This is a genomic window from Rhodanobacter hydrolyticus, assembly GCF_044904645.1.
Window position 1 is genome coordinate 681,254 of the sequence record NZ_JADIKK010000008.1, and the last position, 24,987, is coordinate 706,240.

A 24,987-nucleotide genomic window follows, 5' to 3' on the forward strand; every position below is an offset into this window, starting at 1 on the left:
AATGAAACGCGCCCCCACTCCCCGCAAGCCCACTCTCCCCATCGAAGTCCGCGGCTCCGCCCGCCACCCGCTGGGCATGCCGCCGGCGCAATTCCTGCGCGACTACTGGCAGAAGCGCCCGCTGCTGATCCGCAACGCCTTCCCGGATTTCGTGCCGCCGATCGCGCCGGAAGACCTGGCCGGCCTAGCCTGCGAGGACGGCGCGCTGTCGCGATTGATCCGCCACGACGAGGCGCGCGAACGCTGGCAGGTGAAGACCGGTCCGCTGGCCGAAGCCGACTTCGCCAAGACCGGCGATGCCAACTGGACGCTGCTGGTGCAGGACGTGGACAAGTGGGACGCCGACGTGGCCGCCCTGCTGGAACCCTTCGCCTTCCTGCCGAGCTGGCGCGTAGACGACATCATGGTTTCCTATGCCGAGCCCGGCGGCGGCGTTGGCGCGCACGTGGACCAGTACGACGTATTCCTACTGCAGGGGCTGGGCCAGCGGCACTGGGCGATCAGCACCGATCCCGATGCGCCGCGCGATTTCCGCACCGACATCGAACTGAAACAGCTGCGCCAGTTCGAGCCCACCCACGAATGGCTGCTCGATCCGGGCGACATGCTCTACCTGCCACCCGGGGTACCGCACGACGGCGTGGCTTTCGGCGGCCCGTGCATGACGTTCTCGGTGGGCATGCGTGCGCCCTCGCAAGGAGAGCTGACCGGTGACCTTGCCGACTACCTCGCCGAGCGGCTGCACGAAGACCAGCGCTACACCGATCCGGACCTCGCACCGGCCAGGGCAACCGGCGAGATCGACGAGGCCGCGCTGGCGCGGCTGCGCAAGACATTGCCGTTCGCTGCCGCACTGGATGAAGAAACCCTGCGTGACTGGTTCGGCCGCTTCATCACACGCTATCGGAACGCGCAGACCCCGGCCCTTCCCGACCGCTCCCTGGACGAAGCCGCGCTGCGCAAGCAGCTCGCTGCTGGCGCACACCTGCTGCGCCACCCGTGGTCGCGCATGGCCTGGAGCCGAGGCAAATCCGGCTGCGCCTTGTATGCGAACGGCCACGCGTGGCCTGCGCCACCCGCACTGGCGAGACAGCTGTGCGCGCAAAGCGAAATCGCGCCAGGCGCGGCGCCTTCGGCGGCAGTGCTTGCCTTGCTGCTGGCCCTGGTCAACGACGGTCATCTGGTCCTGCGCAAGGCGCGCCGCCGGTGAATATCCAGACGGAAAGCACCCGGGACGACGGCCGCCGCGCCATCGACAGCCGCGAAGCGCTGGCCGCCGCGCGCCTGCAACTGCTGGCCGCCACGCGCAACCAGTTGGTGCTGCACCTGCCCCTCCTGGGTCGCGATGACTACGCCAACGATGCGGAACTGGCGGAACTCAAGCGCATCGCCACTTCCGGCCGGCGCGCCGACATCCGCATCCTGCTGCACGACCCGGCTGCCGCGCTGCGCGACGGCCATCGGTTGATCCTGCTGTTCCAGCGCCTGCCCAGCGCGATCGCCATCCGCACGCCGGTGGAAGACGCGGACCGCCAGAACACCAGCGGCTGGCTGGTCAACGACACCGGCGGATACCTCTACTTGCCCGACGCCAGTCAGCCACAGGGGCGCATGGCGCTGACCGACCGCCCCGCACAGGTGCCGCTGCAGCAGCAGTTCGACGAGATCTGGGGGCGCTCCGTCCGTGCCAGCGAATTGCAGAACCTGGATTTGTAGCGCCTGCTGAACGCACGGCCCATGGCTATTCGCTTTTGGTCGCAATCGGCCGAATCGGGCCGTTCCCGGGTTGCCGCGTCGCAGCAGCCCGGGTCTATAATTAACAACATTTTTCCGGCGATCCCCGCCCCCGAGATCGCTGCAAGCCTCCCTTCCCCTGCCGGTGGTGACGTGAGTACAAACCTGATCCGCGAGTTCTCCGAATCTTCCCAACTCGCTGGCGGCAACGCCGATTACGTCGAATCCTTGTACGACTCCTGGCTCACCGATCCCGCGTCGGTGCCCGCCGAATGGAGCAAGTATTTCGAGACGTTCAAGGGCCGCGAGGCCGGCGACGTGCCGCACGGCGGTGCCATCTCGCGCATCGAGGCAGCCCAGAAACAGCGCCACGTCGCGGTGGCCGCCCCGGTCAGCGACGAGCACGCGCGCAAGCAGGCCGGTGTGCTGCGCATCCTGACCGCCTACCGTTCGCGCGGCCACCTCGCCGCCAACCTCGACCCGCTGGGCCTGGCCCACAAGATGGAAGCGCCCGACCTGGGCCTCGCGTTCCACGGGCTTGCCGACGCCGATCTCGACACCGAATTCGACTGCGGCAACTTCGCCGGCGGCGGCCAGCGCATGAAGCTGCGCGAGCTGCTGGCACGCCTGAAGAAGGTGTACACCGGCACGGTGGGCACGGAGTTCATGCACATCTCCGACCACGCGCAGCGCAACTGGATCTACTCGCGCCTCGAACAGGCCAACGGCAGCGCCGGTCTCGACAAGGCCGGCAAGCAGCGCGTCCTCGACGGCCTCACCGCCGCGGAAGGCCTGGAGCGCTACCTCCACACGAAATACGTAGGCCAGAAGCGCTTCTCGCTGGAAGGCGGCGACAGCCTGATCCCGATGATCGACGACGTGGTGCGGGCCGCCGGCGACAACGGCATCAAGGACGTGGTGATCGGCATGGCCCACCGCGGCCGCCTCAACGTGCTGGTGAACATCCTCGGCAAGCCGCCGAAGACCCTGTTCAACGAGTTCGAGGGCAAGTTCGAGCACCACGACCACGACGATGGCGCCCATTCCGGCGACGTGAAGTACCACATGGGCTTCTCCGCCGACGTGCGCACGCCGCAGGGCGGCACCCACGTGGCGCTGGCGTTCAACCCCTCGCATCTGGAAATCGTCAACCCGGTGGTGGCCGGCTCCGTGCATGCGCGCCAGGTGCGCCGCAAGGACGGCAACCGCACCACCGCCTTCCCCGTGCTGATCCACGGCGATGCGGCGATGGCCGGCCAGGGCGTGAACATGGAACTGTTCAACATGTCGCAGGCCCGCGGCTTCAAGGTCGGCGGCACCTTGCACATCGTGGTCAACAACCAGGTGGGCTTCACCACCTCCAACCCGCAGGACGCCCGCTCCACGCTGTACTGCACCGACCTCGCCAAGATGGTGAACGCGCCGGTGTGGCACGTGAACGGCGACGATCCGGAAGCGGTGATCCAGGTCACCCGGCTCGCCTACGAATTCCGCAAACAGTTCCGCAAGGACGTGGTGATCGACCTGGTCTGCTACCGCCGCCACGGCCACAACGAGGCGGACGAACCCTCCGCCACGCAGCCGGTGATGTACCAGGTGATCAAGAAACTGCCGACCACGCGCGAGCTGTACGCGCGCGCGCTGGTGCAGCAGGGCGTGCTGGCCGACGGCGACGCCCAGAAGCAGTTCGACGCCTACCGGGACCGCCTTGAAGCCGGTTCGGCGATGACCGAACTGCATCCGTCGCTGACCAAGGACGTCGAGGTGGACTGGAGCCGCTTCCTCGGCAACAAGCTTTCCACTCCGGCCGACACCAGTCTGCCGAAGGCGAAGCTGATCGAGCTGGCCAAGCGCATCCTGGACATCCCCAAGGACATCACGCTGCAGTCGCGCGTCGCCAAGATCTACGACGACCGCCGCAAGATGGCCGCCGGCGAGCAGCCGGGCGACTGGGGCTTCGCCGAGAACCTCGCCTACGCCAGCCTGATCGACGAAGGCCACAACCTGCGCCTGGTGGGCCAGGACGCCGGTCGCGGCACCTTCTTCCACCGCCACGCCGTGCTGCACGACCAGAAGGACGGCCATACCTTCATGCCGCTGGCCACGCTGCGCGCCGACGCGGACGTGGAAGTGATCGACTCGCTGCTCAGCGAAGAAGCGGTGATGGCCTTCGAATACGGCCACGCCACCACCGACCCGCACACGCTCAACATCTGGGAAGCGCAGTTCGGCGACTTCGCCAACGGCGCGCAGGTGGTGATCGACCAGTTCATCAGCTCCGGCGAAGCCAAGTGGGACCGCCTGTGCGGCCTGGCGCTGTACCTGCCGCACGGCTACGAAGGCCAGGGCCCGGAGCATTCCTCCGCCCGCCTCGAGCGCTTCCTGCAGCTGTGCGCGATGGAGAACATGCAGGTCTGCGTGCCAACGACGCCGGCGCAGGATTTCCACATGATCCGCCGCCAGATGCTGCGCCCAGTGCGCAAGCCGCTGATCGTGATGACGCCGAAGTCGCTGCTGCGCCACAAGCTGGCCGTCTCCACGCTGGACGAGCTGGCCGACGGCAGCTTCCAGCTGGTGATCGGCGAGCACCGCGACCTCGCGGCGAAAAAGGTCAAGCGCATCGTGCTGTGCGCGGGCAAGGTCTATTACGACCTGCTGGAAGAGGCCGAGAAGCGCGGTGCAAACGACGTCGCCATCGTGCGCGTGGAACAGCTCTACCCGTTCCCGCGCGCCGAAGTCGTGGCCGAACTGGATAAATACCCCTCCGCCAAGGAAGTGGTGTGGTGCCAGGAAGAGCCGATGAACCAGGGCGCCTGGTTCCAGATCCGCCACCACCTGCAGGCTTGCGTGGGTGCCAAGCAGAGCCTCTCCTACGCCGGTCGCGCACGTTCGGCCGCACCGGCCGCGGGCCACCTCAACGACCACGTGGCCGAGCAGGCTGCGCTGGTCGAGCAGGCGCTGGTCGCGCCGGTCGGCACCGACCACTCGGCAGAATAAAATCACCCAGACCGATTTTCGCGCCCATAGCCGGGCGCAAAACCACAGGATCAACCCATGTCCACTGAAGTCAAAGTCCCCGTTCTGCCCGAGTCGGTCTCCGACGCCACCATCGCCACCTGGCACAAGAAGGCCGGCGAGGCGGTGAAGCGCGACGAGAACCTGGTCGACCTGGAAACCGACAAGGTAGTGCTGGAAGTGCCGGCCCCGGTCGACGGCGTGCTCAAGGAAATCAAGTTCGAGAGCGGCGCGACGGTGAACAGCCAGCAGGTGATCGCGGTCATTGAGGAAGGCGCGGCCGCCGCAGCGGCTGCCCCGGCGACTGCCCCGGCGCCCGCCGCCGCAGCTCCCGCTCCCGCGCCTGCCGCGCCGAAGGCTGCCGCTGCCGAACTCTCGCCGGCCGCCCAGCGCGTCGCCACCGAGAACAAGGTCGATCCGTCCGGCATCGCCGGCACCGGCCGCGACGGCCGCATCATCAAGGAAGACGTGGTCAACGCCGGCTCGCGTCCGGCGGCTGCGCCTGCCGCACCGGCGGCCGCCACTCCGGGCGCACGCCCGGAAGAGCGCGTGCCGATGACCCGCATGCGCGCCAAGATCGCCGAGCGCCTGATGCAGTCGAAGAACTCGATCGCCATGCTCACCTCGTTCAACGAAGTGAACCTGGCCGCGGTCAGCAAGATGCGCAAGGATCTCGGCGAGCAGTTCCAGAAGGAGCATGGCGTCAAGCTCGGCTTCATGAGTTTCTTCGTCAAGGCCACGGTCGAGGCGCTGAAGCGCCACCCGATCATCAATGCTTCGGTGGACGGTAACGACGTCATCTACCACGGTTACCAGGACGTCTCCATCGCCGTCTCCACCGACAAGGGTCTGGTCACCCCGGTGCTGCGCAATGCCGAGAACATGAGCTTCGCGGACATCGAGAAGGGCATCGCCGACTACGCCAAGAAGGCGCGCGACGGCAAGCTCACCCTGGAAGACCTGCAGGGCGGCACCTTCACCATCACCAACGGCGGCACCTTCGGTTCGCTGCTCTCCACCCCGATCGTGAATCCGCCGCAGAGCGCCATCCTCGGCATGCACACGATCAAGGATCGCGCCATCGTCGAGAACGGCCAGGTGATCGCCGCGCCGATGATGTACCTCGCGATCAGTTACGACCACCGCATCATCGACGGCAAGGACGCGGTGCTGTTCCTGGTGGACATCAAGAACCAGCTCGAAAATCCGCACAAGATGCTGCTGGGCATCTGATGCCTCGCGCCCCTCTCCCGCCGGGAGAGGGGTTGGGGTGAGGGTTCGGCACCGCCGCAACGCCTCGCTCCGCCCGTACCCTCACCCGGCCTTCGGCCACCCTCTCCCGCCGGGAGAGGGAAAAAGCGAGAAACGACATGAGCGACAAATTCGACGTCATCGTCATCGGCGCCGGCCCGGCCGGCTACGTGGCCGCGATCCGCGCCGCGCAGCTGGGCCTGAAGACCGCCTGCGTGGATGCCTTCACCGGCAAGGACGGCAAGCAGGCACTGGGCGGCACCTGCCTCAACGTGGGCTGCATCCCGTCCAAGGCGCTGCTGGATTCCTCGCGCCAGTACTGGAACATCGCGCACAACTTCCCGGTGCACGGCATCAGCGTGAAGGACGCCAAGGTCGACATGGCCACCTTCATCGGCCGCAAGGACAAGATCGTCAAGCAGTTCACCGGCGGCATCGGCCAGCTGTTCAAGGCGAACAAGGTCACCCCGTATTTCGGCACCGGTAAGCTGCTGAAGGGCAACAATGTCGAGATCACCGCGGCCGACGGCTCCAAGCAGACGATCAGCGCCACCAACGTGATCCTCGCCTCGGGCTCGGTGCCGATCGAGCTGCCGTTCGCCAAGTTCGATGGCAAGAACATCGTGGACAACGCCGGCGCGCTGGACTTCACCGAAGTGCCGAAGCGCCTGGGCGTGATCGGCGCTGGCGTGATCGGCCTCGAACTCGGCAGCGTGTGGCGCCGCATGGGCTCGGAAGTGACGATCATCGAGGCGCTGCCGGACTTCCTCTCGGTGGCCGATGCCGACATTGCCAAGCTCGCCGCCAAGGAATTCGCCAAGCAGGGCCTGGACATCAAGCTCGACGCCAAGCTCAACAAGGCCGAGGTGAAGAAGGACGGCGTGCACCTCACCTACACCGACAAGAGCGGCGAGCAGCAGCTGGTGGTCGACAAGCTGCTGGTGGCCGTGGGCCGCCGCGCTTACAGCACCGGCTTGCTGGCCGAGGACACCGGCGTGAAGCTGGACGAGCGCGGCCGCATCATGGTCGACGAGCACTGCCACACCGGCGTCGACGGCGTGTGGGCGATCGGCGACGCGGTGCGCGGCCCGATGCTGGCGCACAAGGGTTCCGAGGAAGGCGTGGCGGTGGCCGAGTGGATCGCCGGCAAGGCCGGCCACGTCAACTACGACACCGTGCCCTTCGTGATCTACACCGAGCCGGAAGTGGCCTGGGCCGGCAAGACCGAGAAGGAACTGAAGGATGCCGGCATCCCGTACAAGGTCGGCACCTTCCCGTTCGCCGCCATCGGCCGCGCCGTGGCGATGAACGAGGCCGTGGGCCAGGTGAAGATGATCGCCCACGCCGATACCGACCGCATCCTCGGCGTGCACATGGTTGGCCCGGGTGTGTCCGAGCTGATCGCCGAATGCGTGGTGGCGATGGAGTTCAAGGGCTCCTCCGAAGACCTCGCCCGCATCGTGCACGCCCACCCGACCCTGTCGGAAGCCGTGCACGAGGCGGCGCTGTCGGTGGACAAGCGCGCCATCCACAAGGGCAACTGATCGCCCCGCAGCGACAATGCGGCCCGCTCGTGGCGACATGAGCGGGCCGTTCTTTTTCTAGGGCATTGGCCAAATAACGAGGCGTAGAGTCACATGGATCTCGACGACAAAATCAGGAGCCCGAAAGGACTGGTGGCCTGCCTTCGCGATATGGGCAACGGCACAAGCCGGCTTTTCTTCGATGACGTCATCGCCGATAAAGATGTGAACCCCATTAATTGGCGGCACGATTACTTCTACACATTCACCCCGGAGCTTCCAAACTCGGAGCTCGAAGACATGACGCTCAGCGCTCAACTGTTTGAGAAAATTGGCGCCGCCGTGGTCGCCCGACTTCTTGCTCTCAATGGCCGGGTCAAGTGAGGTAGGTTGCTCGCTTGGTTCAAGCGTCGACTCATTACTTCGACATTCTTCCATCGCCCAAGATTTATAAAACCATGCCCCAACCCACCGCCCTCTGCGTCTACTGCGGCTCCAGCCCCGGCAGGCATCCCGAATACGCCGAGCAGGCCCGCGCCTTCGGCACCGAAATGGCCAGGCGCGGCATCGCGCTGGTCTATGGCGGCGGCAAGGTAGGCCTGATGGGCACGGTGGCCGACGCCGTGCTGGCCGGCGGCGGCAAGGTCATCGGCGTGATCCCGCGCCAACTGGTCGAACGCGAGGTGGCGCACAAGGGCCTCAGCGAACTGGTGGTGGTGGACACCATGCACCAGCGCAAGACGCGCATGTACGAACTTTCCGAGGCCTTCGTCGCCCTGCCCGGCGGCTTCGGCACCATGGACGAGATGTTCGAGATGCTGACCTGGGCGCAGCTCGGGCTGCACCGTCATCCCTGCGCCTTCCTCGACGTGCGCGGCTACTACGCTCCATTGCGCGCAGCGGTTGACCACATGGTGGCCGAAGGTTTCGTGCAGCCGGGCCAGCGCGAGAGCCTCTGGTTCGGTGCGACCATCTCCTCGCTGTTCGACTGGATGGAAAACTACGACGGCGGCAATGCCGCCCGCGTGATCGGCCCGGCCAGCATCAAGGCCTGATCGGAGAATCCCATGACCACCTTCCGCGCCTTTCGCATCCACAACGACGGCAGCAGCTGCCACGCCGGCATCGAGGCCATGGACACCGACGCGCTGACGCCCGGCGAGGTGCTGGTCAAGGTGGCGTACTCCTCGGTGAACTACAAGGATGCGCTGGCTGGTACCGGCAAGGGCCGCATCCTGCGCCAGTACCCGCTCAACGGCGGCATCGACGTGGCCGGCCACGTGGCCGCTTCCATCGACCCGAGGTTCAAGGAGGGCGACGCCGTGCTGTGCACCGGCAGCGGCCTGTCCGAGACGCGCGACGGCGGCTATGCCGAATACGCACGGCTGGATGCGCGCTGGACGATTCCGCTGCCCGCGACCCTCGACCTGCGCGAAAGCATGGTCCTCGGCACGGCCGGCTTCACCGCCGCGCTGGCGCTGTTGCACATGCTGGATAACGGCCAGACGCCCGCGCTCGGCCCCATCGCCGTCACCGGCGCCAGCGGCGGGGTGGGCCAGCTCGCCATCGACATCTTCAGCCGCGCCGGCTACGAGGTGCATGCGATCAGCGGCAAGGCCGATCACTTCGCCCATCTGGAATCGCTGGGCGCCGCCGCATGCATCGACCGCCACCAGCTCGCCTTCAGCGGCAAGCCGATGGACTCGGCCCGCTTCGGCGGCGCGCTGGACAACGTGGGCGGCGCAATGCTGGCCGGCCTGCTGCCGCTGATCGAGCCCTACGGCAACGTGGCGATCTGCGGCAACGCCGGCGGCATCGCCTTCGACAGCACGGTGATGCCCTTCATCATCCGCGGCGTGAACCTGCTGGGCGTGGCCTCGGCCGGTACTGCGCGGCACATGCGCGAACGCGTCTGGCAATATCTTGCGGGCGACTGGAAGCCGCGCCACCTGGCGCGCGTCGCCACCCGCGAGGCCACGCTGGACGAGCTGCCCGAAGTGTTCGACCGCATGCTGGCCGGCGACTCCTTCGGCCGCACCGTGGTGCGCGTCGCTGCTTGATGCCGCGCACCTTGGAAGCGTGGCGCCAGAAGCATAGAATCCACCGAACCGCTAACAAGGGGAAAACTGGCTTATGGCACGCATCCTGATCGTCGACGACTCGCCCTCGCAGCTCCTGGGCCTGAAGCGCATCGTCGAAAAACTCGGTCACGAAACCCTCACCGCCGAAGACGGCGCCGCCGGCGTCGAGGTTGCCAAGCGCGAGATCCCCGACCTGATCCTGATGGACGTGGTGATGCCCAACCTCAATGGCTTCCAGGCCACCCGCACGATCAGCAAGGATGCAGCCACCGCGCACATCCCGGTGGTGCTGGTGACCACCAAGGATCAGGAAACCGACAAGGTGTGGGGCATGCGCCAGGGTGCGAAGGCCTACGTCACCAAGCCGATCAAGGAAGAAGAGTTGATCGCGACCCTCAAGGAACTGCTTCCGGCCTGAACCGGGCTTCCGTGTGCATCGATGAAAATGGCGCCTCGTGGCGCCATTTTTGTTATGCGATCACCATCCTCGAGGATCGCGCCGCAGGCCGTCGCTGACACGATGCCGTAGTCGTTCCCGGCATTTCCGCTGCCGGCGTCCGATGCTCATTGGCGTGGATCGTAGTCGGCGAACTGTTTGCGCAACGCTTCGTAGGCCGCACGCTGCTTGTCGTTGTCCGCCACCGGTGCGCGTATCGACAGTTCCACAAACTGGTCGCCGGGTTGCGCTCCCGGCATGCCTCGCCCCTTCAGGCGCAGCTTGCGACCCGACTGCGAACCCGCAGGAATGCGCAGCTCCACCGTGCCGGCCAGAGTCGGTACCGGTACCGTGGCACCCAGCGCCGCTTCCCACGGGCTGATCGGCAGAACATGCAGCACGTTACGGCCGTCCAGTTTGAAGCGCGCGTTGTCGCGAATGCCGATTTCCAGCAACAGGTCGCCGTTCGGGCCACCGCTGTGACCAGGATGCCCCTGCCCCGCCAGCCGTATCGACTGGCCTGGCTGGATGCCGGCAGGGATCTTCACCTCCAGCACGCGCTCGCCGCCATGGCCGTCGTGCAGGGAGACGCGCGTGCGGCCGCCGTCGAACGCAGTCTGCAAATCGACCATCACCTGGGCCTGCACATCCTGTCCGCGGCGCGCGCGCGGTTGACCACGCTGGCCGCGCTGAGCACCGCCACGGTTGCCAAACAGGTTTTCGAAGAAATCGCTGAAGTCACCCTCACCACCGAAGTCGAAAGGCTGTCCCTGCCCGGCGGCCCCTGGCCGAAACGGTTCGTGACCGCGATAGCCGCCGGCACGCCACTGGTCGTAGGTGCGACGCTTCTCGGAGTCGAGCAGCACTTCCTGCGCCTCGTTCGCTTCCTTGAACTTGTCTTCCGCCCCCGCTTCCTTGTTCTTGTCCGGGTGGTACTTGCGCGCGAGCTTGCGATAGGCGGTCTTGATCTCCGCTTCGCCGGCATCGGGCTTCACGCCAAGGATCTCGTAATAGTCTTTGGATTCCACCGCCACTCCTTCGCACAACTGCATCAACGCCAAGCGGCCCGTGGCGGATCATCGTCCGCCACGGGCCGCGCTCGCAAGCTGCCGCGAATCAGTGGGCGGTATCGACCACGATGCGGCGCGGCGCGCTCTCGGCTTTCTTCGGTATCGCGATCTCCAGCACGCCATGCCGGTTGCTGGCGGTGATGCGCTCGGCATCCGCGCTCTCGGGCAGTGTGAACCGGCGCAGGAATGCGCCATGGGGACGCTCCCGGTGCACGCCAAGACCGGACGCATCGGCCGCTTCCGCCGCGCGCTCGCCGCTGATCGAAAGAACGTTCTTGTCCATGCTCACGTCGATGGCCGCCGGATCGACGCCGGGCACATCGGCATGGATCACGAAGCGTTCGGCCTCCTCGCGCACGTCCACGCGCGGCGACCATGCCGCGGCAGTGCCCTGGGCCTCGCCGGACTCCGTGAAACGGTCGAACGCATGCCGGAACGCCCGCGCATCGCGCGGCAGGCTCCACATCACATGATGATTCAGGCTCATCGCAAAACTCCTCGAATGGATTGCGGCACGTCGCCGCCTGCCAGCAGAAATAGGTGCGGCGGTTTCCGATTCAAGGCGGCGCGCGCAATTGCTCGCCAGGGGATGCGATCGGGTGCATGCTTGGGGTTCATGTTCGAAGCACCCCCTGGATGATCTTCATGCGCCACCTGATTCAACCCGGCCTTTTCCTCGTGCTGGCATTGCCGGCCGCATTCGCGGTGGCGCAGACAACGACACCGACACCCGCCGTGGGCGACCGCGGCGTCGCCATCGCCGACGCGCCGGTGCCGCGTCCTTCCGGCACGGCTTGCGTCGTGGACCTGTATGCGAACGTCGCCTTCGACGACCACGGCGAATCCACCTCGCGCGATGCGAAGCCACGCGAATTTAGCTACACCCCACCCGCGCAGTGCGCTGGATCATGGGCCAAGGTCGTACTGGAAGCGGATTTCTCGGTGGATGCCGGGCGGCAATACGACCGCACGGCCAGCCTGTGGCTCGGTGGGGTGAACCTTTACTACGGCACCACACAGGAACCCGGTGCCAAGGTCGCGCCGCACTGGCACGTCGAGCGCGACGTGACGGACTACGCCAGCCTGTTCCGCAACGCCGGGCATGGGCAGGTCGTCCTCAACAACTGGGTCGGCGGCAAGCGCGACAGCGTGATCCACGGCAGCGCGCGGCTGGTGTTCTATCCGGCGGCAGGCCATACCGATCCGGCACCCGCCGATCTTGCCATCGGCCTTGTCGGTGACAGCGGCGGACATCCGGTGGATGTGCAGGACGAAACGCAGGCGCTCGCGCGCGCTCTCACCCTGCCGCGCAACGTCGAGCGCGTGGCGCTGGACCTGATTGCGCAGAGCCAGGCCGTGGACGAGCAGTGGTACATGTGCATCGACGATGCCGACGTGGAACCCACGCGCGAATTCTCGCTGGGGCCGCCGAACGCCGGCGACCCGCTGGAGCAATGCGGCGGCGGCAACTACCGCGAGGTGGCCGTGAGCATCGACGGCCAGCCGGCCGGTCGCGCGCCGGTCTATCCGTGGACCTACACCGGCGGCGTGGATCCCAACCTGTGGCGCCCGACGCCGGACATTCAGACGCTCAACTTCATCCCGTACCGCATGGACCTGACGCCCTTCGCCGCACTGCTGGACGACGGCAAGCCGCATACCCTGGCGGTGCGCGTGCTGGGTGCACACGACTTTTTCAGCCTCGCCGCGAACCTGCTGGTCTGGCGCGACCATGGGGTTGAGGTGCTCACGGGCAAGCTCACGCAGAATACGCTGGCGACGCAACAGGGCACCTTGCAGCCGAAGGTGCAACGCCACTTCGACCACGGCACGGGAGACACGCTGCATGGCGAGGTTGATACCCGGCAACGCGGTACCTATGCGATCACCGGCGAGTTGCAGACCTCGCGCGGCAAGGTCGTCACGCAGGTCGCGCAGAACGCTGGCTTCGACAACGACCAGACCTTCGATCTCACCGCGCAAGGCATCTACCACCAGTACATACGCATGACCTCGCGGGTGGACGATGACGTGACGACCACCACCGACGCCGGCACGACGCAAAAGCGGCATCGTCTGTATTACCCGCTGACGATCGACATCCGCAAGCAGGTGCATGCCGGCGGCGACTTCACCGCCGACATCACCCTGCAGCAGGGTTACGAAAGCGCGCGCCGGAATATGGAAGGCAAGCGCGTGAGCTACGGATCCATGCTGACCAACCATCTCGAAAGCCACAGCAACACCGACTTCAACGCCGGCGGCACGGCCATCACGGGCTCGCGCGGACAGAACGGCCTGCAGACCTTCAGCTACGGCGACTCGCAGGGCAATTGCTATGCGCGCCGCGTGGAGACGCGCAACCAGGCCGTGGTCGCTGTCGCTACGAACCAGACCTGTCCAGAGGACCCATCGTTTGGACGGCCATCCACGAACTTGGGACGCACACCATGAGTATCCAGATCGGCCAGACCCTGCCTGACGTCGAAGTCCGCCTCGTCGGCGACGGCATCCGCGAGACCCGCACCGGCGAGCTGTTCGCCAAGCGCAAGGTGGTGCTGTTCGCCGTGCCTGGCGCGTTCACGCCCACCTGCTCCAACCGGCACCTGCCCGGCTACGTGACGCACCACCGCGATTTCCTCGAGCGTGGCATCGAGGTGATGTGCCTGTCGGTCAACGACGCCCACGTGATGAAGGCATGGGCCGAAGCGCAACACGTGCCGCACGACCTGCTGCTGATCGCCGACGGCAATGCCGCCTTCACCCGCGCGCTGGGCCTGGAACTGGACGGCAGCAGCTACGGCATGGGCCTGCGCGCACGCCGCTTCGCGCTGTACGCGGAAGACGGCGTGGTGCGCCAACTGCACGTGGAGGCGCCGGGCGAGTTCCGCGTTTCCAGCGCGGAGGCGATGCTCGGTGCCGTCCAGGCCTGAGCAAGGTCACAGAGAGCGGCCGTGTTGGTTGCCGTATAGTCGTCCTGCGCCACCCGTCGCGTACCGGCGGCGGCCACCAGTTGATGCGTACCAACCCAAGTGCCAAGGGGATCCACCATGCGCTACACGCTGCTGGAAAGCCGCAGGAACGAGGTGCTGTTGCTGGCCCGCTTGCTGCTGATGATGCTGTTCGTGCTGTTCGGCTGGAGCAAGCTGACCGACTTCGCGGGCACCACCGCCTACATGGCGTCGGAAGGCCTGCCGCTGCCTGCACTGGCCGCGGTGGTCGTGATCGCGATGGAATTCGTCGTGGGCCTGGCGATCATGCTTGGCATCTGCACCAGGCCACTGGCACTGTTGATGGCTCTGTACACGCTGGGCACGGCACTGGTCGGCCATCACTTCTGGACCATGGCCGGCGCCGAGCGCGCCGCGAACATGATCAACTTCTACAAGAACCTCTCGATCATCGGCGGCCTGTTGCTGCTGTGTCTCACCGGTCCCGGCAAGTACTCGCTCGATCGCAGGTAAGGCGAGGTACGCCAGCAGGAACCTGCACCGCGGCTACCCGTAAAGCGCCGGGGCCGATGCGGGTTGCGACCTGCGTCGGGAAGCCCCGCTTTCATCGATTTGTCATCCAGCCTGCCTAGGGTGGCCGGCATGGCCATCACCCGACGCGATTTCCTCCGTGGCACCGGCAGCCTGATCGGGGTCGGCGCATTGGCCGACATCCGGCACCCGGCTGCAGCGTTCGCTTCCTCCATGGCCATGCCGATGGCGTCACGCACCTCGGCGGCGATGCTCGCGGCACCCAAGGTGCCGCTGATCAACCCCGCATCGCTGGCGCGCTTCGTCGATCCATTGCCGATTCCGCCGACGGCGCGTGCGACGGAGCAGCGCACGCATCCGGCATTCCCTGGGCACAAGCTGCCTTGCTATCGGATGGAAATGCGCGCGTTCAAGGCACGCCTGCACCGCGATGTGCCGCCCACCGCCCTGTGGGGTTACGGTGGCCAGTTCCCCGGGCCGACGATCGAGGCCATGCGCGGCGAGCCGCTGCTGGTCGAGTGGGCGAATGCTTTGCCGACGCGACACTTCTTGCCGATCGACCACAACCTCCATGGTGCGGAGAAAGCCCATCCCGAAGTACGCACCGTGACCCACGTGCATGGCGCGCGTGTACCGGCCCATGCGGACGGCTACCCGGAAGAGTGGTACACGCCGGGGCATTCCAGGCTCTACCTCTACCCGAACGGACAGGATGCCGCCACGCTCTGGTACCACGACCACGCGATGGGCATCACCCGACTGAACATCTACGCTGGACTGGTCGGCACCTACATCGTGCGCGATCCGGATGAGCTGGCACTCGGTCTGCCATCCGGCGATTACGACCTTCCGCTGATCCTCTGCGATCGCCTGGTGGCGCAGGACGGCCAACTCTACTACCCGGTTTCCGACGATCCGGATGCGCCCTGGGTCATGCAGTGCAACGGCAACCTGCCGCTGTGCAACGGCAGGATCTTCCCGTATCTCGAAGTCGAGCCGCGCAGGTATCGCTTTCGCCTGCTCAATGCCGCCAATACCAGCTTCTTCGATCTGTCGCTGTCGCACGACCAGCCGTTCCAGCAGATCGCCAGCGACCAGGGGCTCCTGCCCGCGCCGCTGGAACGTGCGCGCATCGCGCTGTACCCCGCCGAACGTGCGGATGTGGTGATCGATTTCGCCGGCGTCGCCGGCAAGACTCTGCAACTGCGCCATCAGTCGCACGGCATCCTCGAATTCCGCGTGCGCGACGGCGGCCGGCGCGACACGTCTGCGCTGCCTGCGGCATTGCGCGCCGTGCCTCGCATCGACCCGGAGGCCGCCGCACAACATCGCGTGATGACGCTCAACGAAACCGATGACGCCAACGGCAATGCCTTGCAGATGCTGCTCGACGGCAAGCGGTGGTCCGCTCCGGTCAGCGAGAACCCTCGCCAGCACAGCGTGGAAACCTGGAGCTTCGTCAATCTCACCGGCGACGCGCACCCGATCCATTTGCATCTGGTGCGCTTCCAGTTGCTGGACCGCCGTCCCTTCGACCTGTTCGCCTGGAACGCCCGTCGGGAGCTGAAGTTCACCGGTCCGGCGCAGACGCCCGAGCCGCACGAAATGGGCTGGAAAGACACGGTGCGCGCGGACCCTGGCATGGTGACGCGCATCGCGATGCGCTTCGAAGGCGAGCCGGGACGCTACGTCTGGCACTGCCATTTCCTCGAACACGAGGACAACGAAATGATGCGCCCGTACGACGTGCTTCCCGAGATGCCGCCCAAGGGCTCCGCATAATCTCCGCCAACGACGAACCGGAAAAGCCCAGTCCAGATATGGCTCGACGTGGCCGCACCGGCTATCGCACGGGCGGGAATGGCTCCCACATCCTCAAGATGGCCCACCTGTAATTCCGGCGGATTGAACCGGGCCGTTTCCCTAGGCCACTTCTTTTACTCCGGGCGTCCATCCCTCCGCCCTTCGGGCCGGCTTCGCCGTTCGCCACTGCTCGTTTGGCGGCGCGGGCTGAGAAAGAGAAGTGGTTCGGGCGCCGGCAGACGCTCGAAGCCGCCTTGTTACTTGCGGCAACACAGCCCCTTTCTTCAAGTAATTCGGAGAGAAGATTTTGACCAAGCCCTGGTCACGCGTAAGTGTCTGGGCGCGAATCGAGCGGCGCGGTCCATCTCTTGTCGCAGCACTGTCATCTCCCGCGACCGTCGTGTCGCGCCGTTGCCAACACCACGTCATGCAGCCGGTGCACTGTGTTTCGGCTGGCGCAAGGCAGCTGCATGCGCAAGCGCAATCAGGGGGACCACTCGAGCCGGCACGCAGAAAGCCGACAGGAGAGACCAGTCATGTCCAGGAAATTCGGCAGTACCCGCTTGAAACCTTTCGCGCTGTGCATGTTGGCAACCGGTATCGTCGGCGTTGCCAATGCACAGACGAACACCTCGCAGAACGACGCAACCTTCCGCTCCAACGTGCCGCATACGAGCACCACGCCGGTGCATGGACTGCCCGGCGGCATCGTGACGCTGCATACCCCGGGCGACGACCAGGACGACAGCAACCGCACACGCACGCCGATCAAGCACGTGATCCTGCTGATCGGCGAGAACCGGACCTTCGACCACGTTTTCGCCACCTACACGCCGCCTGCCGGCCAGACCGTGAATAACCTGCTGTCCGAAGGCATCGTCAACGCCGACGGCACGCCCGGCCCGAACGTGGCCAAGGCGCAGCAGTGGCAGGCAACCCAGACGGGCGATTATTCGAATTCGCCCACGCGGGTCGGCCCGTATGCCAACCTGCCGGCGATGAACACCGGCGGCGCGCCGACGCAGCCCTACCTCGCTTCCGCCGCGCAGGCCGCCGCGATCGAACCAGCGTTGCCGAGCGACGACTACACCGAGCTTGCCGAGGGCGGCACGGGGCTGCCCAATGACGTGGTCGACACGCGCTTCCCGGGCACGCTGCCGAATGCGCCGGTGGATATGCACGCATCGATCAGCTACAACGATTACGCCAACAGCCCGGTGCATCGCTTCTTCCAGATGTGGCAGCAGCTGGATTGCAGCACCGCCAGCGCCACCACGAAGAATCCCAGTGGCTGCCGCGCGGACCTCTTCCCCTGGGTGGAAACCACCATGGGCGCCGGCAACAACGGCAAGACGCAGGCTGCGAACTTCACGGACGAAAGCACGGGTGAAGGCTCCACCTCGATGCAGTTCCTCAACATGGCGCAAGGCGATGCGCCCTACTTCAAGCAGCTGGCCGAGAAGTACGCGCTGAGCGACAACTTCCACCAGTCGGTGATGGGTGGCACGGGCGCCAACCACATCATGCTGGGCTTCGGCGACGCGATCTATTACGCCGACGCGAACGGCGATCCCGCCGTGCCGCCGACCAACCAGATCGAAAACCCGAACTCGCAAAGCGGCACCAACAACTGGTGGGTGCAGGACGGCTACAGCGGCGGCTCCTACGTCGATTGCGCCGACGATTCGCAACCCGGCGTGGGCGCGGTGCGCAGCTACCTGAAGGGCCTGCCCTATCACACCTTCCGCGGCACGGACTGCAAGGCCGGCGCGTACTACCTGGTCAACAACTACAACCCCGGTTACCTGGGCACCGGTGAGCCGGCTCCGCTGGGCACCGACCAGTACACCGTTCCGCCGACCAAGCAGGACAATCTTGCCTTGCTGCTGGCCCGTCACCACGTCAGCTGGAAGTATTACGGCGAAGGCTGGGCCAACGGCACGGAATCCGGCGAAGCCGGCACCTTCTGCAACATCTGCGACCCGTTCCTGTATTCCACGCAGGTCATGACCAACGCCAAGCTGCGCGCGAACAACCAGGACATCAACAATCTTTACAGCGACATCCAGAACGGCACGCTGCCGGCCGTGGCGATCGCCAAGCCGGATGGCCTGCTCGACGGCCACCCGGCTTCCTCCAAGCTGGAACTGTACGAAGGCTACGTGCAGAAGATCGTGCAGATGGTCCAGGCCAATCCGACGCTCTGGAACAACACCGCGATCATGATCACCTTCGACGAAGGCGGCGGTTACTACGACTCCGGCTACGTGCAGCCGATCGACTTCTTCGGCGACGGCACGCGCATCCCGCTGCTGGTGGTGTCGAAGTACTCGACCGGCGGCCACGTGGTGCACACCTACTTCGATCACGTGTCGTTCGACAAATTCGTCGAGGCCAACTGGGGGATCGACGAAACCATTTCCCGCCGCAGCCGCGACAACCTGCCGAACCCGGTCCAGTTCCGCAACAACCCGTATGTGCCGGTCAACGCCCCGGCCATCGGCGACCTGATGGACATGTTCGACTTCCATCGCGATTGGCAGCAGGACGGCAGCACCGTCGCCGCAGCCAAGAACTGAAACCCCGCAAGGCATGCCCCGTCCACTCCGGTGGACGGGGCTTTGCCGTTGCCAGACCGGGAATCTTCCATGACCCAGACCACGCGATTCGTCGCACGCCACTCCCGCGCAATTGCCCGCTTGCTGCTGTCCGTTGCTGCCTGCGCGCTGACTTCCGTCGTGCAAGCCGATCCCGGCGATTTCCAGACCATGCCCGGCTTGTGGAAGATCACCTTGCGCTCCGTCGCAAAAGACCATGCCCCGCCGACGCAGGTGAAATGGAAGTGCCTTTACGACGGCGGCGACCCATGGACGACCTTCGTGGACACAATGGCGCCGGACGCCGCCTGCCAGCGCAGCAACGAACATCGCGCCAGCACTGCGTTGGCGTGGCAGATCCATTGCGGCACACGCTCGGGCCAGGGCCGCATCACGCTCGACTCGCCCCAGCACTACACCGGCGACGTCGCGCTGGGTGGGCACCAGGTGCTGCAGGTCGAAGGCGCGCGGGTCGCCGCCTGCACCAGCCCCAGTGATTGAAGCACCCGACATAAGGGGCGCACGCCGTAAATTGGGACCCGGCCACAGAACCCCTTGGAGTCGTCTGTGCAAGGTCTCTGCCCAGCTCTCGCCGATGGCGAACCGGAAACCTCTCAGCTCCACACGGCGCCGACTTCACCGTTCGCGACGGCTCCCGTGCGGTGGCATGGGCCAGGAAAGTGGCCAGGGCGCCGGCAACGACTGGAATCGCCTTGTTTCTTGCGATAACGCGAAGCTCCTTACCTGCACAGGCGAGCACAAGTAGGTGAGCGATGGTGAGCCCCGGCTCTTAGAAATCCCGGCTGCCGCTCAGCAACACGCTACGGCCGCGATGCAGCGGCACGAAGGTTTCGTCGAAATCGACGTCATGCAGGTTGCGGTCGAGCAGGTTGCGCACGCCCAGCGTGACGTTCCAGAGCTGGCCTTGCCAGGACACATTCGCATCCACCCGGGCCTGCCCCGGTATGGCAAAGTACGCCGAGCCATCCGACAGCTGGCCGCGGCTGGCACTGCGTGCCAGCACGCCGCCGGCCACGCCCCAGCCGCGCAACAACCCGGAGTGCAACCGGTAACTGGCCCAAAGATTGCCGTGCTGTCGCGGCGAACCGGTCGGCAGCGAGCCGTCGTGGTTGGTCACCAACGTGTTGCTGTACGCAGCGCTCAAATCCAGTCCGGGCGCGAGCCGACCGTTGAATTCCAGCTCGACGCCGCGATTGGTCTGGCCGGGACCGGGGATGCCGTAATACGGCGGACGCGGTGAGCTCAGGTAGTTGCTGTGATCAAGCATGATGCGATAGGCCGCCATGGTGAACATGGCGCGCTGGTCGAACAGCATCAGCTTGGCGCCCGCTTCGACCTGGCGCGAGCGTGACGGCAGCAGTGGCTGACCGTTCTTGTCCAATACCTCGTCCGCCTGGAAACCACTAGTGGCGCTGGCGTACAACGACAGCAGCGGCGTGACTTTGTATAGCAGCCCGGCATTGGGCACCCACTGCGACTTGTGTTCGGTCAGCAGGTTGCCATTGGTGTCCTGCGCGGAAATTTCGTAGGTCGCCCGGCGCAACGCCAGCAAGACGTTCCAGTGTTCGCCCAGCGCCAGTTGATCCTGCAGGAACAGCGCATGATCGGTGGACCATGGGTCGGCAGGCGCATGCGCATCGACGTTATTGACGTTGCCGGGGCCGGTCACGGAAGGCACCGACGGCAACGGCGGCCCGGCATACAGGTTGTAGGTGTATTGGGGAAGGAGTCCGAGCACATCGTCGACGCTGCCGGACAGCGCACGCGAGTAATCGAAACCAGCCACTACGACGTGACTGACCGTATCGCCGTCGAAGCGCCCCACAAAATCGTTCTGCACCGTATAGAACGCATCGCCGTAGCTGTATCGCTCGGCCATCGGGAAGCTGTCGCCATTCGGCGAAAAGCCGGACACGATCCATTCCTGGACGCTGGAATCCTGATGCACGTACTGGCCGCGGCTGCGGAACGTCCACACATCGTCGAAGCGATGCTCGAATATGTACGAGAGGCGTGTGGTGCGAAACAGGGAATGGTCGTCCGGGCTGCCTATCATCAAGCCCGGCGGTGTCTCGCTGGACAGGCTTCCGCCAAGCATCACCGCGTAATCGGGGATCGGCTCGCGCCGCACGATGCGCTCTACGGAAAGCACCAGCTTGTTCGATACGTCGCGCCACCCGACAGACGGCGCCAGATAGCCGTTGCGCTGGCCGCGTCGCCCTTGCCGGGTGCGGTCGGCATACTCGGCCGAAGCCACCAGGCGATACGTCCACTCACCGCTTTTTCCCAGCGGGCCGCCCAGATCGACGCCGAGTTCGCTGTCGCCGTACTGCCCCAGCGCGAAATCGAGCCTGTGCACCGGCGTATCCGTCGGCTGCTTCATCACCAGGTTGATCAAGCCGCCGAAATTGTTGCTGACCGAATCGTCGCCGATGATCGCCTGCGGCCCCTTCAGCACTTCCACGCGCTCGATGCCGATCAGCGGCGGAAAATCGCCGTAGGACACGATGCTGTTGGGCAAGCCGTCGATCATGCCGTTGCCGACCTGGAAGTCGCGCATCAGGAACACGGGCAACGCATCCGAGCCGTCCAGGGACTGCACGCCGGCGACGTTGCGCACGGCATCGGCCACGCCGCGCGCCTGCTGCGAATCGAGCAGATCGGGCGACACCTCGCTCACCGAAGCCGGCAGTTCGAGCAGATCGGTGCCTGTACGCGTGGCACCACTGGTGACGTCGACCAGATAACTGCCCTGGTCGACCAGCCCGGTGCTGATGACCGGCGATAGTTGCCGGATGTCCGGTCTGGCGGCAGGCGCCGTGGCCGCTGTTGCGCCGGCTGGCAATGGCTTCACCACCACCGTGCCGGCATCGACGAAGCTGTATGCCAGCCCCGTGCCCTGCAGCAGGCGATCCAGCGCAGCGGCGGCGGTGCAATCGGCGTTGACGCCGCGGGAATGCAGGGCGTCGACGCTGCCACCCGCCGTGAGCACCTGCATGTTCGCCTGCCGTCCGAACGCGATCAGCGCGGTGGAGAGCGCCTGCGGTGGTATCGCGAAATGCAGCGTGTCAGCGGCAACGGCTTGGCACGGCACGGCCACGGCGGCAAGCGCGGCCATCGTTGGCAGCAGGCCGGACCGGCTCATGGCATCCACTCGTCCCCGATGAAAGCGACAAGTGTGGCATGCGCCGGATCCAAATGCAGCGCTGCGAACGCTGCGGCTGCGCTGGCGTGCCCGATGCGTTTAGCGCCGCTGCGCAGGCATCGGGCCGGCGGAAAGCGTCACCGCGTGCTCGCCCATTTCCACCTGCAACGGAAACACCTGCGGCAACGCGCGCAGCCAGCTGTCGATCTCGTCGGTGCGAACGGTGCCGGTGAAACTGAGACCCGCGACGTCGGCGCCATCCAGCCGCACCGGCCTGCTGCTGTAGCGGTTGACGCTGTCGACCACCACCGCCAGCGGTTCGCCCACGAATTCGAGCCGGTGGCTGCGCCAGCCCATCGCCTGCTCCTGCGTGGTAGTGCCCAGGCGCAGCGTGCGCGCGGCCGGATCCCAGGCCACGCGTTGCCCCGCGCCTGCATCCAGCGTTTGCATCGCACTGCTGGTAGCGGCGACCCGTACCTGCCCTTCGGTCACCGCCACTGCCACCTCGCCAAAACTGCGACGCACGTCGAAGGCAGTACCGATGTCACGAACCGTGACGCCGCCGGCGACGACCTCGAACGGGCGCTGGGAGTCGTGCACCACCTGAAAATACGCCTCGCCCGCTTCCAGCGTTGCCTGGCGCTGGCCGGCGTCGAAACGAACGCGCAAACGGCTGGCGCCACCCAGCGTCACCTTGCTGCCATCTGCAAGCACGATGTCGCGGTTCTGCCCGGTGACGCTCGCATAGGTCGCCTGCACCACGGCGTTGCCTGCGACACGCTCCCACAGCAGGAAGCCGGTACCGGCGACCAGGGCGACCACGGCCGCTGCAGCGGCCAGCGGCAGCCAACGCCGGCGTGGTGCGGCGGCAGGCGCGAACTCGTGCAGCAGTTGCCGGCGAGCGGCCGCATCCAGCCTGCCCAGCCGTTCGCCGAAAACATTGACGTATTCGAAAGCGGCGAGATGGCGCTCGTTCTGCGCCGTCCAGTCCAGCCACTGCTCCACGCTGGCCTCGGCGCCGCGCGTATCGCGCAGGCGGGTCCACCAGTCGGCAGCCGCCAGCAACATGTGTTCATCGAATGATTGTTGGGTGTTGGCCATCACGGCATCTCCCTTTCTTCCACGCGTGCGCGGCAATGTGCCAGCGCCCGGGTGACGTGGTAGCGCACCATGCGTGCGCTTAGCTCCATGGTTTGCGCGATCGCCTCGAAATCGCGTCCCTCGATCACGTGCAGCACAAAGGCACGGCTGGTCTTGGGAGGCAATTCGCGCAATGCCTCCTGCAATCCGCGCCATTGCTCGGAAGCCATCGCGTGGCGCTCCGGTACCGGTGCTAGATGCAGCTCCGGCGCGGGTTCCGGCAACTCGTCCATGGCTGGCGCCTCGCGCAGCTTGCGCATGCGCAGGCGATCGACCGCGAGATTGGCTGCGATGCGGAAGAGGAAGGCACGCGGCGAGTCGATCCGTCCGGAGTTTTCCAGCACGAGCATGCGCAGGTAAGCCTCCTGCGCCAACTCCTGCGCATCGGCGAGCGAGCCGAGCCTGCACTGCAGGAACGCGACCAGCGCGCGATTGTGTTCGCGGAACAACGTCGCGACACTGGCCCCCTGGCGCTGCTCTATCGTTGCATCGATGGTGTCTAGCGGCTGATTCATGACGCTTCTGCGCATGCCCCCTCCAATCGACGGTCGAAGCCCGGCATCTCGACGTGCCGCCTGTGCCGTTGGTGGCGTCCAGGTATCGCACCCAGCGCTTCGACGAGCAGGCGCTCGGCCTCCATGCGCAAGGCTTCGCGCTTGCGGAACGCGGAGCGATGCTGGCTGGGCACGTCCGCCTCGGTCTTGCGCAGCGGCTGCAACGGCAGTTCGTACCAACCGTCGCCGGCGGCCCTGCCCTGCTGCTCCTCCCAGTACGCATCGTAGTCCGCCACGAAGCGGCGCCGCGGATTGCGCAAGGGATGGGCCGCATTGCCGACCGCCAGCAACCGCGACAGGCCCCAGTGTCGCGCCAGTGCACGGGTCAGCGCCAGCATCAGGCAGCGCGGGCGCAGGCCATGCAGATTACGCGTCAACTCACGTACGGTTTCCCGTGCCGCTCCGCCGACGGGCCCTTGGATGCAGCCGATGGCCAGCGTATCGTCGTCGATCACCGTGACCACGATGCGGTACAGCGGATTGCCGAGTTCATCGGCAAGCTGAATGCACAGCTCGCCCTCGCACCCCAGGAAGATCGGCGGCCGCAGGCTCAGGATCAGCCGGCCGCCGTCCTTCAGCGTCAGCAGGCCCAGCGGGGCCGCACCCTCGGCGTACACCGCGCGGAACAAAGGCGTCGGCATCGCCGCCAGGGCATGGCGGTAATGCCCGCGGATCGCTCGCAGGCGCTGGCTGCGACGCCAACCCGTGTTGAGGTAGCGATGTAGGTGGCGCTCCAGCATGCGCGGATCACGGCGCCGGAACGCGCGCAATGCCGGCTCGCTCTCGACAAAGGCCAGGAAGCCCAGTTGCTGGCGAAACACCGCCAGGCAGCGTGCGATGTACTTGGCTGCCATCAAGGTGCGCCTGTCAACCTTGCCGTGCCAATCGTGGCGGCCGCGCAACGAGCGCAGGAAATGACCAATGGCCGGGGGAAGGACCTCGTCGCCAAGCCATGCCGCCGCCCGTTCGGACAGCGACATGGCAGGCAAGGTGTGCTGCATCTCGTTCAAGATCGTCGTCTCGCAATCGAACACTCGGCAGCAAGACGTTTGTGGCCCCGGAAATTGAAATGGTGACGCCAGCCACCCAGTCATCGGACGCGAAAAGCCCCGGCCAGGCCGGGGCTTTTCGTAGC

21 protein-coding genes are annotated in these 24,987 nt (G+C 66.0%); 15 read left to right on the forward strand and 6 right to left on the reverse strand.

The window, feature by feature from the left end:
* Position 1 precedes the first annotated feature (1 nt).
* The 9 genes from ISP25_RS05480 to pilH all read left to right on the forward strand — a co-directional run bounded on the left by ISP25_RS05480 (position 2) and on the right by pilH (position 10,022).
* A complete protein-coding gene (locus tag ISP25_RS05480; RefSeq protein ID WP_404612290.1) occupies positions 2-1,210 on the forward strand; it encodes a JmjC domain-containing protein in 1,209 nt (402 codons plus the stop codon).
* Entirely contained in the window at positions 1,207-1,716 is a 510-nt protein-coding gene (locus ISP25_RS05485; RefSeq protein WP_404612292.1) for a DUF7931 domain-containing protein, read from the forward strand. Before ISP25_RS05480 ends, ISP25_RS05485 begins: the two co-directional genes overlap by 4 nt.
* 171 nt (positions 1,717-1,887) lie before the next feature.
* Positions 1,888-4,731, forward strand: coding sequence for a 2-oxoglutarate dehydrogenase E1 component (locus ISP25_RS05490; RefSeq protein WP_404612294.1), 2,844 nt, complete (start codon positions 1,888-1,890; stop codon positions 4,729-4,731).
* Between the two features lie 57 nt (positions 4,732-4,788).
* Entirely contained in the window at positions 4,789-5,982 is a 1,194-nt protein-coding gene (gene odhB, locus ISP25_RS05495; protein ID WP_404612296.1) for a 2-oxoglutarate dehydrogenase complex dihydrolipoyllysine-residue succinyltransferase, read from the forward strand.
* A 137-nt stretch (positions 5,983-6,119) separates the two neighbouring features.
* A complete protein-coding gene (gene lpdA / locus ISP25_RS05500; protein ID WP_404612298.1) occupies positions 6,120-7,544 on the forward strand; it encodes a dihydrolipoyl dehydrogenase in 1,425 nt (474 codons plus the stop codon).
* 93 nt (positions 7,545-7,637) lie between these two features.
* Positions 7,638-7,907, forward strand: a complete 270-nt coding sequence (locus ISP25_RS05505; RefSeq protein WP_404612300.1) for a hypothetical protein — start codon at positions 7,638-7,640, stop codon at positions 7,905-7,907.
* Between the two features lie 74 nt (positions 7,908-7,981).
* Positions 7,982-8,578, forward strand: a complete 597-nt coding sequence (locus tag ISP25_RS05510) for an LOG family protein (protein ID WP_404612302.1) — start codon at positions 7,982-7,984, stop codon at positions 8,576-8,578.
* A gap of 12 nt (positions 8,579-8,590) precedes the next feature.
* On the forward strand, positions 8,591-9,583 hold the full coding sequence (locus tag ISP25_RS05515) for an acrylyl-CoA reductase family protein (protein WP_404612304.1): 993 nt from the start codon (positions 8,591-8,593) through the stop codon (positions 9,581-9,583).
* Between the two features lie 73 nt (positions 9,584-9,656).
* Positions 9,657-10,022: a twitching motility response regulator PilH gene (pilH, locus tag ISP25_RS05520; protein ID WP_192155168.1), complete on the forward strand. Its 366-nt coding sequence runs from the start codon at positions 9,657-9,659 to the stop codon at positions 10,020-10,022.
* A gap of 146 nt (positions 10,023-10,168) precedes the next feature.
* Here the strand turns inward: pilH and ISP25_RS05525 are convergent, their stop codons facing one another.
* Complete coding sequence (locus ISP25_RS05525; RefSeq protein WP_404612307.1) at positions 10,169-11,068, reverse strand: DnaJ C-terminal domain-containing protein; 900 nt, start codon at positions 11,066-11,068, stop codon at positions 10,169-10,171.
* A gap of 88 nt (positions 11,069-11,156) precedes the next feature.
* Entirely contained in the window at positions 11,157-11,597 is a 441-nt protein-coding gene (locus tag ISP25_RS05530; protein WP_192155164.1) for an Hsp20/alpha crystallin family protein, read from the reverse strand.
* A 158-nt stretch (positions 11,598-11,755) separates the two neighbouring features.
* On the opposite strand from ISP25_RS05530, the gene ISP25_RS05535 reads away from it, so the two are divergent.
* The 6 genes from ISP25_RS05535 (at position 11,756) to ISP25_RS05560 (ending at position 19,493) form a co-directional block, all read left to right on the forward strand.
* A complete protein-coding gene (locus ISP25_RS05535; protein ID WP_404612309.1) occupies positions 11,756-13,564 on the forward strand; it encodes a peptide-N4-asparagine amidase in 1,809 nt (602 codons plus the stop codon).
* Positions 13,561-14,043: a peroxiredoxin gene (locus ISP25_RS05540; protein WP_404612311.1), complete on the forward strand. Its 483-nt coding sequence runs from the start codon at positions 13,561-13,563 to the stop codon at positions 14,041-14,043. Before ISP25_RS05535 ends, ISP25_RS05540 begins: the two co-directional genes overlap by 4 nt.
* 117 nt (positions 14,044-14,160) lie before the next feature.
* On the forward strand, positions 14,161-14,574 hold the full coding sequence (locus tag ISP25_RS05545) for a DoxX family protein (protein WP_404612313.1): 414 nt from the start codon (positions 14,161-14,163) through the stop codon (positions 14,572-14,574).
* 129 nt (positions 14,575-14,703) lie between these two features.
* The gene (locus ISP25_RS05550) at positions 14,704-16,374 is read left to right on the forward strand and encodes a multicopper oxidase family protein (protein WP_192155156.1); all 1,671 of its coding nucleotides are present in this window, start codon (positions 14,704-14,706) and stop codon (positions 16,372-16,374) included.
* Positions 16,375-16,931: 557 nt separating this feature from the next.
* Positions 16,932-18,974 (forward strand): alkaline phosphatase family protein, encoded by a 2,043-nt coding sequence (locus tag ISP25_RS05555; RefSeq protein WP_404612315.1) that lies wholly within the window; start codon positions 16,932-16,934, stop codon positions 18,972-18,974.
* Between the two features lie 69 nt (positions 18,975-19,043).
* Complete coding sequence (locus ISP25_RS05560) at positions 19,044-19,493, forward strand: hypothetical protein (protein ID WP_404612317.1); 450 nt, start codon at positions 19,044-19,046, stop codon at positions 19,491-19,493.
* A gap of 289 nt (positions 19,494-19,782) precedes the next feature.
* Here the strand turns inward: ISP25_RS05560 and ISP25_RS05565 are convergent, their stop codons facing one another.
* From ISP25_RS05565 to ISP25_RS05580, 4 genes are all read right to left on the reverse strand, one after another.
* A complete protein-coding gene (locus tag ISP25_RS05565) occupies positions 19,783-22,158 on the reverse strand; it encodes a TonB-dependent siderophore receptor (protein ID WP_404612319.1) in 2,376 nt (791 codons plus the stop codon).
* Positions 22,159-22,257: 99 nt separating this feature from the next.
* Positions 22,258-23,259, reverse strand: a complete 1,002-nt coding sequence (locus ISP25_RS05570) for a FecR family protein (protein ID WP_404612321.1) — start codon at positions 23,257-23,259, stop codon at positions 22,258-22,260.
* Positions 23,259-23,813 (reverse strand): RNA polymerase sigma factor, encoded by a 555-nt coding sequence (locus ISP25_RS05575; RefSeq protein ID WP_192155147.1) that lies wholly within the window; start codon positions 23,811-23,813, stop codon positions 23,259-23,261. The genes ISP25_RS05570 and ISP25_RS05575 overlap by 1 nt, the downstream gene beginning before the upstream one ends.
* Positions 23,810-24,853: a VirK/YbjX family protein gene (locus ISP25_RS05580; protein ID WP_404616278.1), complete on the reverse strand. Its 1,044-nt coding sequence runs from the start codon at positions 24,851-24,853 to the stop codon at positions 23,810-23,812. The genes ISP25_RS05575 and ISP25_RS05580 overlap by 4 nt, the downstream gene beginning before the upstream one ends.
* Between the last annotated feature and the right edge of the window lie 134 nt (positions 24,854-24,987).

Coding starts and splice junctions, on each gene's coding strand:
- ISP25_RS05480 (WP_404612290.1), top strand. CDS start 2: ATGAAACGCGCCCCCACTCCCCGCAAGCCCACTCTCCCCATCGAAGTC.
- odhB (WP_404612296.1), top strand. CDS start 4,789: ATGTCCACTGAAGTCAAAGTCCCCGTTCTGCCCGAGTCGGTCTCCGAC.
- lpdA (WP_404612298.1), top strand. CDS start 6,120: ATGAGCGACAAATTCGACGTCATCGTCATCGGCGCCGGCCCGGCCGGC.
- ISP25_RS05505 (WP_404612300.1), top strand. CDS start 7,638: ATGGATCTCGACGACAAAATCAGGAGCCCGAAAGGACTGGTGGCCTGC.
- ISP25_RS05510 (WP_404612302.1), top strand. CDS start 7,982: ATGCCCCAACCCACCGCCCTCTGCGTCTACTGCGGCTCCAGCCCCGGC.
- ISP25_RS05515 (WP_404612304.1), top strand. CDS start 8,591: ATGACCACCTTCCGCGCCTTTCGCATCCACAACGACGGCAGCAGCTGC.
- pilH (WP_192155168.1), top strand. CDS start 9,657: ATGGCACGCATCCTGATCGTCGACGACTCGCCCTCGCAGCTCCTGGGC.
- ISP25_RS05530 (WP_192155164.1), bottom strand. CDS start 11,597: ATGAGCCTGAATCATCATGTGATGTGGAGCCTGCCGCGCGATGCGCGG.
- ISP25_RS05535 (WP_404612309.1), top strand. CDS start 11,756: ATGCGCCACCTGATTCAACCCGGCCTTTTCCTCGTGCTGGCATTGCCG.
- ISP25_RS05540 (WP_404612311.1), top strand. CDS start 13,561: ATGAGTATCCAGATCGGCCAGACCCTGCCTGACGTCGAAGTCCGCCTC.
- ISP25_RS05545 (WP_404612313.1), top strand. CDS start 14,161: ATGCGCTACACGCTGCTGGAAAGCCGCAGGAACGAGGTGCTGTTGCTG.
- ISP25_RS05550 (WP_192155156.1), top strand. CDS start 14,704: ATGGCCATCACCCGACGCGATTTCCTCCGTGGCACCGGCAGCCTGATC.
- ISP25_RS05555 (WP_404612315.1), top strand. CDS start 16,932: ATGTCCAGGAAATTCGGCAGTACCCGCTTGAAACCTTTCGCGCTGTGC.
- ISP25_RS05560 (WP_404612317.1), top strand. CDS start 19,044: ATGACCCAGACCACGCGATTCGTCGCACGCCACTCCCGCGCAATTGCC.
- ISP25_RS05565 (WP_404612319.1), bottom strand. CDS start 22,158: ATGAGCCGGTCCGGCCTGCTGCCAACGATGGCCGCGCTTGCCGCCGTG.
- ISP25_RS05570 (WP_404612321.1), bottom strand. CDS start 23,259: ATGGCCAACACCCAACAATCATTCGATGAACACATGTTGCTGGCGGCT.
- ISP25_RS05575 (WP_192155147.1), bottom strand. CDS start 23,813: ATGAATCAGCCGCTAGACACCATCGATGCAACGATAGAGCAGCGCCAG.
- ISP25_RS05580 (WP_404616278.1), bottom strand. CDS start 24,853: ATGCAGCACACCTTGCCTGCCATGTCGCTGTCCGAACGGGCGGCGGCA.